At 35.8% G+C, this 12,234-nt stretch carries 12 protein-coding genes; all 12 read left to right on the top strand.

Features of this window, described 5'->3' with window-relative positions:
* The first annotated feature begins 83 nt into the window (after window positions 1-83).
* The 12 genes from FS806_RS21100 to FS806_RS21045 all read left to right on the top strand — a co-directional run bounded on the left by FS806_RS21100 (window position 84) and on the right by FS806_RS21045 (window position 12,219).
* Entirely contained in the window at window positions 84-2,132 is a 2,049-nt protein-coding gene (locus FS806_RS21100) for a DUF7657 domain-containing protein (RefSeq protein ID WP_144940577.1), read from the top strand.
* 28 nt (window positions 2,133-2,160) lie between these two features.
* Window positions 2,161-2,883: a glycosyltransferase family 2 protein gene (locus FS806_RS21095; RefSeq protein WP_144940575.1), complete on the top strand. Its 723-nt coding sequence runs from the start codon at window positions 2,161-2,163 to the stop codon at window positions 2,881-2,883.
* Window positions 2,883-3,263 carry a DUF2304 domain-containing protein gene (locus FS806_RS21090; RefSeq protein WP_144940573.1) on the top strand — a complete coding sequence of 127 codons (381 nt, stop codon included), beginning with the start codon at window positions 2,883-2,885 and terminating at the stop codon, window positions 3,261-3,263. Before FS806_RS21095 ends, FS806_RS21090 begins: the two co-directional genes overlap by 1 nt.
* 65 nt (window positions 3,264-3,328) lie before the next feature.
* A complete protein-coding gene (locus FS806_RS21085) occupies window positions 3,329-4,279 on the top strand; it encodes a lysylphosphatidylglycerol synthase transmembrane domain-containing protein (protein ID WP_144940571.1) in 951 nt (316 codons plus the stop codon).
* A 10-nt stretch (window positions 4,280-4,289) separates the two neighbouring features.
* Window positions 4,290-5,351, top strand: a complete 1,062-nt coding sequence (locus tag FS806_RS21080; RefSeq protein WP_144940569.1) for a glycosyltransferase family 2 protein — start codon at window positions 4,290-4,292, stop codon at window positions 5,349-5,351.
* Window positions 5,352-5,758: 407 nt separating this feature from the next.
* Window positions 5,759-6,502 (top strand): sugar phosphate nucleotidyltransferase, encoded by a 744-nt coding sequence (locus tag FS806_RS21075; RefSeq protein ID WP_144940567.1) that lies wholly within the window; start codon window positions 5,759-5,761, stop codon window positions 6,500-6,502.
* 14 nt (window positions 6,503-6,516) lie between these two features.
* Window positions 6,517-7,065 (top strand): dTDP-4-dehydrorhamnose 3,5-epimerase, encoded by a 549-nt coding sequence (gene rfbC, locus FS806_RS21070; protein ID WP_144940565.1) that lies wholly within the window; start codon window positions 6,517-6,519, stop codon window positions 7,063-7,065.
* 9 nt (window positions 7,066-7,074) lie between these two features.
* The gene (rfbB, locus tag FS806_RS21065) at window positions 7,075-8,094 is read left to right on the top strand and encodes a dTDP-glucose 4,6-dehydratase (protein ID WP_144940563.1); all 1,020 of its coding nucleotides are present in this window, start codon (window positions 7,075-7,077) and stop codon (window positions 8,092-8,094) included.
* A gap of 1 nt (window position 8,095) precedes the next feature.
* The gene (gene rfbD, locus FS806_RS21060; RefSeq protein ID WP_144940581.1) at window positions 8,096-8,947 is read left to right on the top strand and encodes a dTDP-4-dehydrorhamnose reductase; all 852 of its coding nucleotides are present in this window, start codon (window positions 8,096-8,098) and stop codon (window positions 8,945-8,947) included.
* Window positions 8,944-9,891 carry a glycosyltransferase family 2 protein gene (locus FS806_RS21055; RefSeq protein WP_144940561.1) on the top strand — a complete coding sequence of 316 codons (948 nt, stop codon included), beginning with the start codon at window positions 8,944-8,946 and terminating at the stop codon, window positions 9,889-9,891. Before rfbD ends, FS806_RS21055 begins: the two co-directional genes overlap by 4 nt.
* Before the next feature lie 47 nt (window positions 9,892-9,938).
* Window positions 9,939-10,805, top strand: coding sequence for a glycosyltransferase family 2 protein (locus tag FS806_RS21050; RefSeq protein WP_144940559.1), 867 nt, complete (start codon window positions 9,939-9,941; stop codon window positions 10,803-10,805).
* 7 nt (window positions 10,806-10,812) lie between these two features.
* Window positions 10,813-12,219 carry an undecaprenyl-phosphate glucose phosphotransferase gene (locus FS806_RS21045; RefSeq protein WP_144940557.1) on the top strand — a complete coding sequence of 469 codons (1,407 nt, stop codon included), beginning with the start codon at window positions 10,813-10,815 and terminating at the stop codon, window positions 12,217-12,219.
* Window positions 12,220-12,234 lie beyond the last annotated feature (15 nt).

Raw genomic sequence — 12,234 nt, 5'->3', positions numbered from 1 at the left:
AACTTTTTATGACGAAAATGCCTTGTCACAACGTGAATCTCTCAGATTTTGGCTAGGCTACATTCCGAATTCATGTTAAAGATTTGCGAATTGATCCAACTAATAAGGCTGGCGAAGTTGTAACGATAAGTAAAATTCTACTTAATAAAAATATAAAATTTAATTGGCATATCGGAAAAATATTGTTATCTATTTATCTAATTATCTTAGCGTATATTGCCTACTTGATAATAAATAGGCATATAGACTTTATTATTAGAAACAGGTATAGAATAGCCTTGGTTGTTTTTATATTACTTGTAGTATTTAGATTCCATGGTTCATCTATCGGCATGTGGGATAATTACATTACCGCAAAAGTTGATGAAACCAAGACTACAACAATAGTAGGTAAAAATAGAGCAATAAGAAGTGATGAATGGTTAGTTCAAAGTCCATATGCATTAGCTCAGAGTAATCATGAGAAATTTTATCCTAAAATTAATGATAATATTAGATCTGATGGGCAGAATATGGTCTTGGCTAATGCGCCCACGTTTAGTATTGAAACTATTGGAAAACCATTTAACTGGGGATTTTTATTGTTAGGTATGGAGCGTGGTTTATCTTGGTTATGGTATTCAAAATTATTAGCTCTAATATTACTTTCTTTCGAAATTTGTCGTTTTATAACTAATAACAGAAAGATTGCGTTGTTGGGTAGTATATGGATTACGCTCTCACCTGCAATACAGTGGTGGTACTCAACGGCAGTGGTTGAATTAATAATATATTCTCAAGGTCTAATAGTTTCCAGTTATTACTATACAACTAATAAGGATAAGTTAAGGAATAGAATTCTATTCATGTTTTTATTTACAATATGTGCAATAGGCTATATACTTACTCTTTATCCTGCTGTTCAAGTTCCTTTAGGTTTTCTTACTCTCATATTTATTGGTTATATTTTAAAATCGGAGATTAAGCAACTTTTAATTAATAAGAAAGAAATTCTAGCCGCAGCTACCTGTCTATCTTTACTTATTGTTACCATAGTTTCATTCATATACTCTTCTTACAATGATATTCAGTTAATGCTTGGAACTGCATACCCAGGGAAAAGAATTTCTCATGGGGGAGAGTTTAACTTAGCAGAACTGCAGTATTATCTAATAAGTTGGCTTTTACCTTTTAAAGAAGTAAATTTTAAGAACAACAGTGAAGTTAGCTCCTTCATTAATTTTTTTCCATTATTTATATTTATAATTATCTTCATTGTGAAAAAAGTAGGTGCAAATAAGGGGCTGTTTTATAGTTTATTTGGTTACTTAATTTTCCAATTTTCGTGGCTTATATTTAAATATCCCGAAATTATTGCCAAACTAACTTTATTTTCATTTGTTCCTGAAGAGCGATTAGCTGGAATAACCTTTGGACTTACTGCAACTTACCTATCAATATGGATGATTTCAATTTTAGTTAAACAGAAGCCATTCTCAAATATTCAAAGTTTAGTACTAGTTACTTTAATATGTGCGGTTTACTTAATTTCTCTCACCTTCACTGACATGAGTGATTATTTAACTAATAAATATATGATATTCACTCTCGGCTTCTTTCTAGTATTAAACCTACTCATTTTAAAAGGGAAATTGAAATATTTTAGTATGCTTATGCTTACTCTTATAATAATTTCTGGTGCAACTGTTAATCCTTTAGCAAAGGGAACTGATTCGATATATAATAAAGTTGCTGCTATGAAAATTACTAAATTATATGAAGAATTCCCTAAAAGAAAGTGGGTAGCAGTTGATAGTTTAGTTAACGGACAATTTCTTCTTTCTTTGGGAGTAAAAACATTTAATAGTGTGCATTTTTATCCCGATCTAGATATGTGGAGAAAACTTGATGAAAATATGGAGTATAGTAATATTTATAATCGCTACGCCCATGTAAAAGTATCAATAATTGATGGTAAAACATATTTTCAGTTGGATCATCCTGATGCCATTACCGTCTACTTAAACTATAAAGATTTATCAAAGGCAGACATTAAATATGTATTATCCCCTATTAGCTTAAATTATCCGGTATTACAACAAATTGATTTTATACCACAAGATAATTTATATATTTATCGGGTTAACGATTAAAATGAATTTTGTATGGAGGAGGATAGTAGTGAAATCATTAGTCATTATTCCTGCTTACAATGAAGCAAAGAATATCAAAAATTTAATAAATCAATTGAAGATAATAGACAATTTTAATTTTGATATTATCATTATTAACGATTGCTCGGATGATGATACCTCTACAATTTGTAAAGAACTAAATATAAAAGTAATAGATCTTCCATGTAACCTAGGCATTGGAGGAGCTGTACAAACCGGATATAAATATGCAGACGAAAACGGGTATGACATAGCCATTCAAGTAGATGGGGATGGCCAACATAGACCCGAGTATCTTAATGATATTATACAACCTATTCTACAAGAAAAAGCAGATATGGTCATAGGTTCTAGATACCTTGAAAAACAAGGTTTTCAATCTACCTTTTTAAGAAGATTAGGAATAAAATACTTTAGTAGATTAATTGAATTATTAACCCAACAAAAAATCACTGATCCTACTTCGGGATTTAGGGCTGGTAACAAAAAAGTAATTAAGCTTTTTTCACAACGGTATCCGGTTGATTATCCAGAACCTGAAGCAATAATTATTTTGTCGAGAAATAATCTTAAAGTATTGGAAGTTCCTGTGATAATGAGCGAAAGACGAGAGGGGACTTCCTCTATTAATTGGATACGTTCTATTTATTATATGATTAAAGTGACATTGGCTATTTTGATTGATATTTTTCGGAAAAAGACACCAGTAAACCAATTGGGTGATTCTTAATGATAAGTTTAAAATTGCAAGTTTTATTAATTTTATTCACGGGATTAAGTCTGTTATTTACTCTTAATTTGGTTAAAAAATATAGACTGGAATTAAAATATTCTTTGTTGTGGGTATTTGTAAACATTGCACTTTTAATTTTATCTTGTTTCCCTAAATTACTACAAATGGTCTCGCTATTCATGGGAATAGAACTTTCCGTTAATGCTTTATTTTTTTTAGGAATAGCATTTTCATTAATGATTATTTTCTCATTAACTATTGCACTCTCAAAAGCTTCTGAAAAAATTAAAAACTTAACACAAGAAGTTGGAATAATGAAAGAAAAATTGCGAAATTTAAGTGAGAGTTTTAATCAAAAAAAAGAAGATAAAAAGTAAAAAGTTAGAGAAGGAAAATTTTGCGGTAATTCCAATAAGAGTCTGCCGAAAGTGAAGATAATACAATGAGAACCAAAGGAATTTTAATAGCGATCCTATGTTACTTAAGTGCGCTTATAATTTTATTTGTGATTTATGGAATAAAAAAGCATGTTTTTATGGGACTAGAGTATTTTTATTTATTTCTAACAATAGTCTCATATTTGTTGGTAGTAGTTCTGAGAGCATTTAAACTAAGAAACATAGTAAATTTTTATAATAAGATTACAATTAAGGATGCTTGTTCCTTTACTGGAGCAAGCCAATTAACTGGTGCGTTCATTCCCGGAAGAGCAGGTGAGATATTATTATCGAGTATATTAAAAGCAAGATATGGCCTTGATATAAGTCTTATCCTACCAACATTATTTGTTGATAAATTAATTGAGTTATTTTTTGTTTTGTTATACTTTTTGGCAGCATATATTTTTTTTAACGCAGGAATGCTAAATGAATATTTTATTTTCAATCAGAATAGCCTCATTTACTTACTCGGATTTGTGATTCTTTTTTTTATAATAATATTCACTCTTTCGATAATTAAAAATAAAATACCCAAATTGGAAATGTTGCTAACAAATTTTAGAGAAGGTTTTTTGTTACTATTTAAACAAAAAAAAATAGGTATATCAAATGGAATCATTTCCGGTATTTGTATTGCATTAGAGTTTTATTTTTTGTTTACAATGTTTCAAACATTTAATATAAATATTGGTTTTTCAAAAATAGTTATCATTCATAGTATAGGTATGATAATTGGAATTATTAGCTTAATACCAGGGGGGCAAGGAACAACTGAAGTATCAATGTTATCGGTTTTAATGATTTGGGGATATTCTTCCACTGAAGTAATGTTTCCTATTATAGGAAGTAAAGTAATTGCCTACAGTTTGTTGGGTTTAATAGCAATACCTGCTCTACCCCATATAGTATTATTACTTAAGCAATTGAGTCGATCTAAAAGAAGTAAGAGTTGAGGTGGGTATAATGTCTTCTCCTCTTGTTTCCGTTGTTATTGTTAATTATAACGGAGAAAAGTTCTTGGAAGAATGCCTATTATCTGTTTTTAACCAATCATATAAAAAAATAGAAATTGTTGTCCTAGATAATAATTCTACGGACAATTCTGTACATTTATTGAAGGAATATTCAGCAAGAATAAACCTTATAACTTCTAAAGAAAACTTAGGTTTTGCTAGGGGCAATAATGTTGCTATAAGGAAATGTTCAGGTAAATATGTTGCCTTGCTAAATAATGATGCCGTTGCTCGACCAGATTGGTTAGAAAAGGTAGTGGCAATTATGGAAGGGAATCCCGCTTTAGGAAGTGCAGCATGTAAGATAATATCATATAACAATAGAAGTGTGATGGACTCGGCAGGGCTACTTCTTACAAATGATGGAATGTCAAGAGGAAAGGGTAGGGAAGAAGGCGTTGATTCTTTTAATGAAACAAGAGAAATCTTAATTCCCAGTGGATGCGCTGCGATATACAGAAAAAAAGCGTTAGATGAAGTGGGATTGTTTGACGAAGATTTCTTTTGTTATTGTGAGGATACTGATTTAGGGTTACGATTACAGTTGTTTGGCTGGCGATGTATTTTTGTAGCGGATTCAATTGTCTATCATCGCTATTCCGAAACGGCAGGAAAGTTTTCCCCATTTAAGGCTTATTTGGTTGAAAGAAACCATTTCTGGGTTGTTATGAAAAACTACCCGGGATACTTATTGTGGCTAAACCCTTTTTTTACTATAAAAAGATATATCTTCCAGATTAAAAGTTTATTGAAGAATGAAGGAACAACAGCTGAATTGGCAAGAGACGTTAGTATATTTAAAATTATACAAATAATGCTTAAGTCTCATATTGATACTTGGAAGAACATTATTCCGATGATGAATAAGCGGAAATTCATTCAAAAAAATAAAGTTATTAAGGTAAAACAATTTAAAGAATGGCTAAATTTGTATGGTGTATCCTTAAAAGATTTGTTCAGAGAAAGGAGCCATCCTGCTCAAGCAATTAACGATAAAAAATTTGGAGCATGAATTGAGATGTTTTATACGATGTACAATCTTCTATTAAATATATATATCTGATCAATGTGTTATAATATACTTTGGAGAATAGTATTTATGCAATAACTAAGTTATTTCTTTCAAGTCAGACAAATGGTAGTGCTTTTTGCTAACAAATCAGTTCCCATATTCAATAATCTCTTACTTATCTGCAATATGTTTAGTTGTAGTTATCGGAAGGAAACATGATGGGATCATAATTGACTTGGCGAAAGACTGAGTATGCTTTCTCGAAATTGTATATTTCATTTAAGTTATGGTGCTTAGGCTTTACACAGAGAATTAGACATGATAGGCTAATTTTACTACCTTCAGAGCGTTTTGTTTTTTTCTAAAGTCTTTTTTATAAAACATAACATAATATTGGAGGCCTTATGATGAAAGGAATCATTCTTGCAGGAGGAACAGGATCTCGTCTTTATCCTCTCACTAAAATCACCAATAAACACTTATTGCCGGTTGGCAAATATCCTATGATTTTTCATGCAGTTCATAAGCTCAAAGAAGCCGATATCCAAGATATTTTAATTGTCACAGGCAAGGATCATATGGGCGATGTTGTTAATCTTTTGGGAAGCGGGACTGATCTCGGCGTATCTTTTACATATAAAGTTCAGGATGAAGCCGGCGGGATAGCCCAAGCTCTTGGATTAGCTGAGCAATTTGTTGGAGACAGTCAAATGGTAGTTATACTGGGGGATAATGTTTTTTCCGATAGTATTGCTTCGTATGTACAAAATTTTCGGGAGCAGCGAACGGGAGCGAAAGTTCTCCTTCAGCAAGTTCATGATCCGCAAAGGTACGGAGTGCCTGAGTTAGATGGGGATAAAATAATATCGATTGAAGAGAAACCGGCACATCCTAAAAGCAATTACGCAGTGACTGGAATATATATGTATGATTCTAATGTGTTTAACATCGTCAAAACTTTGAAACCATCAGGGCGAGGGGAGCTAGAGATTACCGATGTTAACAATGCCTATATTCAGAGAAATGAGTTAACCTATGATATTCTTAAGGGCTGGTGGACCGATGCGGGGACTCATGCTTCTTTAGCTTATGCCAACGAATTGGCCAAAGAGATCGTATTTGGTGAAGAATTTGGTGTGCTAAAAATTTAAAGGGAGGGTAGAAGATGAACAAAATAGAGACCAAGTTAAGTGGGGTTGTCATTTTGGAACCTGCCGTTCATGGTGATCATCGTGGTTTTTTTATGGAAAGTTATAGCGACAAAAAATTGAAAGAATTAAGTTTAAATTATTCATTTGTACAGGACAATCACTCCTTGTCCGTTGAAGCGGGGGTGCTTCGAGGTCTACATTATCAATTAAATCCTAAGGCACAGACAAAATTGGTACGGGTTACTGCTGGAGCAATTTACGATGTAGTTGTTGATATACGGAAGAGTTCCCCAACATTCGGTCAATGGGTAGGTGTGATATTAAGCGCAAGCAACAAGCGTCAACTGCTTGTTCCTAAGGGCTTTGCCCACGGTTTTTGTACACTAGTACCTAATTCCGAGGTTCTTTATAAGGTAGACGAATATTATGCTCCTGAATACGACCGTGGTATTTTGTGGAACGATCCGGAGCTAGGAATTGATTGGCCAGTGTCTAAGCCGATTCTTTCGGAGAAGGATGAGAAGCATCCAGTATTAAGTAAGGCTGAGAATAATTTTGAGTAGGTGAGAATAATGAAGCTATTGGTTACCGGTGGAGCCGGCTTTATAGGAAGCAACTTTATTCATTATATGCTTAATAAATACCCCAGTTACGAACTAATTAATTTGGATGCTTTAACTTATGCCGGGAATCTGGAGAGTTTAAATGGGATTGAGGGTCGTTCAAATTATACATTCGTAAAAGGAAATATTGCAGATAGTCATCTGGTAGAAGGATTGTTTCAACAGGGAATTGATGTAGTAGTAAATTTTGCGGCCGAATCTCATGTGGATCGCAGTATAACCAATCCGGGGATATTTGTAGAAACGAATGTGGTGGGTACACAGGTGCTCTTGGAAGCGGCCAAAAAGTATAATGTTACTAAATTCGTACAGGTATCTACCGACGAAGTCTATGGCACTTTAGGCGAAACGGGTTTGTTTACAGAAGAAACGCCCCTAGCGCCCAATAGCCCATATTCCTCTAGTAAAGCAGGAGGGGATCTTCTGGTAAGAGCGTACCATGAAACCTACGGCTTACCAGTCAACATCACTCGCTGTTCCAATAACTACGGCCCCTATCAGTTTCCCGAGAAGCTAATTCCGTTAATGATCTCACGTGCATTGAATGATCAGACGCTTCCTATTTACGGTGACGGACTCAATGTTCGCGATTGGTTATACGTAGAGGATCACTGCTCTGCGATTGATTTGGTGATTCATAATGGAAAGAATGGTGAAGTCTACAATATTGGCGGCAATAATGAGAGAACAAATATAGAAATCGTAAAAACAGTACTTCGGGAGCTAGGTAAACCCGAGTCATTGATTACTTATGTAAAAGACAGGCCCGGGCATGACCGCAGATACGGTATTGATGCCACTAAAATTACAACGGTGCTTGGCTGGAAGCCCAAGTATCATTTTGAAACGGGAATTAAAGAAACGATCAAATGGTATTTAAATAATCAAGACTGGTGGAAAAATATAATTTCGGGAGAATACCAGGCTTATTATGAAAAGCAATATGGGACACGAATTGCGAATGAATAACATGAAGGTGCTGATCACAGGTGCGAACGGACAACTAGGGAAAGATCTGGTCTCTATTCTGGGGCAAAACGCCGAAGTTTACGGAATGAACAGAAACGATCTCGATGTAACCAATGCAGACCTATGCACGGAAATAATATCCTCCATTAAACCTGATGTGATCGTTCATGCAGCTGCGTACACGGCTGTAGACAAAGCCGAATCCGATGAGGATGCAGCATATAAAGTAAATGCAATTGGAAGTCGCAACATTGCAGTAGTCGCCGAGAAAATAGGGTCTAAAGTCTGCTACATTAGTACTGATTATGTGTTTGATGGGGAGTCTTCAGTCCCGTATCGAGAATATGATAATACAAACCCACAGGGAGTCTACGGTAAATCTAAACGTGCAGGGGAAATACTGATTCAAACATTATGTTCAAAATATTTTATTGTACGAACTTCTTGGGTGTACGGATTATATGGCCATAATTTTGTTAAAACCATGATCAAGGTTGGTTCGGAAAAAGATTCACTAAAAGTTGTGAATGATCAGACAGGTTCTCCAACCTATACAGTAGATTTAAGCTATTTTATCCAAGATTTAATTAAAACAGAGCATTATGGCATTTATCATGCATCTAATACCGGGGTTTGTTCTTGGTTTGAATTTGCAAAAGCCATTTTTGAAGAAGCTGGAATGTCTACTCAAGTTGAACCTTGTACAACGGACGAGTTCCCAAGACCAGCACCACGGCCTAAATATTCCGTAATGGAACATTTAGCTATTCGAACGAATGGGTTTAACGATCTTCGTCCGTGGCGTGAAGCGCTTAGTGATTTTATGAAACAATATAAGGGTCTAAAACCATGAAAACGGTCAGTATTCATATAGTTACTTATAATAGTGAATCTGATATTGAGGCTTGTTTGGAGGCAGTATTGCAACAATCGTATCCTATTCAACAGGTTATAGTAATAGATAATAATTCACACGATACCACCATCCAACTTCTTGAAAAGTATCTAGATCGAATTCACTTGGTGCAAAATAAAGTAAACGTAGGTTTCGCCCCTGCACATAATCATGCAATGCGAATAAGCAATAGCGACTATTGCCTAGTACTAAATCCGGATGTAGTCCTGCATCCGGATTATGTTCGTGAATTAATGGAGGAAGTAGAAGATAAACCGGAAATTGGCAGCGCTACTGGGAAGCTGCTTTTAAAGTCAACTCCTGATCTGGTTGACAGCACTGGCCTTGTTATGAATAAGGCGAGGAGAGCGTTTGATCGTGGGGCTGGAACATCAAGGTATCAATGGGATCAAAGAAAAGAAATATTTGGAGTGTCCGGTGCAGCAGCCCTTTATTCTCGTCGGATGATAATGGATATAAGTATAGAAGGGCAATTTTATGACGAGAATTTTTTTGCCTATAAGGAAGATGTGGATGTGGCTTGGCGCGCTCAAATATACGGATGGAAAGCGGTTTTCGTACCGGAAGCGTCTGCTTATCATGAACGTGGATGGAAGGCTGGGAATCGAAAGAAGCAGCCTTTGTTTATTAGACAGTATTCTTATATCAATAGATATAGAATGATGATCAAGAACGACCACCCGGCTTATATTCTTAAACACTTGCCTTTTATAACTTTATATGAGCTCGCAAGTTTATCCTATGTTATTCTTCGAGAACCAGGCTTGCTAAAAGCATGGAAGTCGGTATTAAAGGAATGGGGACCGTTAAGAAGACAAAGGTCAATAATTCAGCAAAATCGTAAAAAAGAATTACAAAAAATCTACTCTTTTTTCCAATAAGCCGAAATCACCTTCAATTCATGCTATAATGGATTAGGTGATTTTTAATGGATTTAAGTATTATTATATTAAATTACAATACCCGTGAGCTGACCTTGAAAGCGTTAAGGTCGGTCTATGCCTCGAGGACCGGGTATCAATTTGAAGTAATCCTCATAGATAATGCCTCTTCGGATTCTTCTGTCGAGAAGATCCGGGAAGAATTTCCGCAGGTTCAATTGATTGAAAATCAGGAGAATGTCGGATTTGCGAAAGCAAATAATCAAGGAATGAGGATCGCCACAGGCAGATACATTCTTCTTCTTAATTCAGATACGATTGTTCAGACAGATACATTAGAAATTATGGTTCGTTTTATGGATGAGCATCCGGATGTCGGAGCGAGCGGCTGCAAGGTAATACTTCCCGATGGTTCCCTGGATAAGGCATGCCGAAGAGGTTTTCCTACACCTTCAGCATCTTTTTACTACGCGTTTGGAATTTCCAAGCTCTTTCCGCATGTTCCCAGGTTCAATCAATATCAATTAGGATACTTGAATCCGGACGAGGAGTATCCGGTAGATTGTCTCGTCGGTGCTTTTATGCTTGTCCGGCGTAAAGCGATCGATGAGGTAGGCCTGTTGGATGAGCAGTTCTTCATGTATGGGGAAGACGTAGATTGGTGCTATCGGATTAAGCAGGCCGGTTGGACTAATTATTATTATCCCAAGACTCATATTATCCATTATAAGGGAGCCAGCAGCCGGAAGAAACCATTAAAGATTGTCTATGAGTTTCATAGAGCCATGTATTTATTCCATCGTAAGCATTTTCGTTTAAGATACTCCCTGCCAACGAATTTATTGGTTTATGGGGGAATCGGATTAAAGCTGGCTTTAGCTGTTTTAAAGAATGGTTTGGCGAGGGCGAGGTGAAGAAACAGTGATTCGCGGGAATCAAAGTGTATTGTCCAAAATTTATGCATTTTGCGATCTTGTTGTCATTCAAATCGCATTTTTGGCCGCCTACTGGCTTAAATTTAAGTCAGGTTGGATTGAATCCGGAGGCACTCTTTCTTTCCAGACCTATCTATTATGGAGCTTAATATACGGATTCCTTTGCATCGCTTTTGGTTTTTTTACCGGATTTTATACACCGAAACGTAAAAAGCGGTTTGCTTACGAGGCTTATAAAATCATACAAATTCAGGTTATCAGCTTCTTGGCTTTGCTCAGCTTCCTCTTTATTTTTAAAGAAGTACATATTTCCCGAGAGATGCTGGCTATGTATTTAATTACAAGCATTACTTTTCTCGGTTTCTACCGCTATTACATTAAGATCTGGTTAAAGAAGCTTAGGGAAAAAGGGTTTAACAAGCAGTTTGTATTGATTCTGGGAGCTGGAAGCTTGGGAAGACGTTTTTATGCTAACTTACAGAAATACCCGGAGCTTGGTTTCGAAGTTGTAGGCTTTTTAGATGATTTTTTGAAAACGCATGAAGATACCGCCCTAAACTACAAACCCATTCTTGGAACGATTGATGAATTAGAGGATAAACTTAATAACATGCCGATCGATGAAGTGATCATTGCGCTTCCATTGGCGGCCCATGACAAATATGGCAGCATCATTTCCACTTGTGAAAAAGCAGGGGTCCGGACAATGATTATCCCTGATTTCTTTGACTACCTGCCTGCAAGGCCCAATTTCGATAATTTTGCGGGAATTCCTCTTATTAATGTAAGGGATATTCCACTGGATAACCTCACGAATCGGATATTGAAAAGATCGTTCGATATCGTTTTTTCTCTGGCGGCCATCATGATTACTTTGCCGGTTATGCTTCTTATTGCTCTAGGCATTAAACTAACTTCTCCGGGCCCCATCATTTTTAAACAGGAAAGGGTAGGTCTGAATCGAAGGACTTTTCCAATGTATAAGTTTAGAACGATGAAAGTGATGAATGAGAAGGATTCGGACACCCAGTGGACGACTGAAAATGATCCTCGACGAACCGCGTTCGGTGCTTTCTTGCGCAGAACCAGCCTGGATGAGCTTCCACAGTTTTTTAATGTGTTGGTCGGACATATGAGTGTTGTCGGTCCCAGGCCGGAACGTCCGTATTTTGTAGAGCAGTTTAAGGAAGAAGTTCCCAAATATATGGTTAAGCATCATATTCGTCCTGGCATTACGGGTTGGGCACAGAGCAACGGTCTAAGGGGTGATACTTCCATTGAAGATCGCATTAATCACGATATTTATTATATAGAAAATTGGACATTCTTATTTGATATTAAAATTATTTACAAAACCATTTGGAACGGATTTGTGAATAAGAATGCTTATTAATAGAAAAAGAGACTC

The organism is Paenibacillus sp. 32O-W (assembly GCF_007679495.1).
Classification (GTDB): domain Bacteria; phylum Bacillota; class Bacilli; order Paenibacillales; family NBRC-103111; genus Paenibacillus_L; species Paenibacillus_L residui.
Note: the sequence above shows the minus strand (reverse complement) of the source record. Positions and strands in the feature narration are given on the sequence as shown.

Coding starts and splice junctions, on each gene's coding strand:
- FS806_RS21090 (WP_144940573.1), top strand. CDS start 2,883: ATGATAAGTTTAAAATTGCAAGTTTTATTAATTTTATTCACGGGATTA.
- FS806_RS21085 (WP_144940571.1), top strand. CDS start 3,329: ATGAGAACCAAAGGAATTTTAATAGCGATCCTATGTTACTTAAGTGCG.
- FS806_RS21080 (WP_144940569.1), top strand. CDS start 4,290: ATGTCTTCTCCTCTTGTTTCCGTTGTTATTGTTAATTATAACGGAGAA.
- FS806_RS21075 (WP_144940567.1), top strand. CDS start 5,759: ATGAAAGGAATCATTCTTGCAGGAGGAACAGGATCTCGTCTTTATCCT.
- rfbC (WP_144940565.1), top strand. CDS start 6,517: ATGAACAAAATAGAGACCAAGTTAAGTGGGGTTGTCATTTTGGAACCT.
- rfbB (WP_144940563.1), top strand. CDS start 7,075: ATGAAGCTATTGGTTACCGGTGGAGCCGGCTTTATAGGAAGCAACTTT.
- rfbD (WP_144940581.1), top strand. CDS start 8,096: ATGAAGGTGCTGATCACAGGTGCGAACGGACAACTAGGGAAAGATCTG.
- FS806_RS21055 (WP_144940561.1), top strand. CDS start 8,944: ATGAAAACGGTCAGTATTCATATAGTTACTTATAATAGTGAATCTGAT.
- FS806_RS21050 (WP_144940559.1), top strand. CDS start 9,939: ATGGATTTAAGTATTATTATATTAAATTACAATACCCGTGAGCTGACC.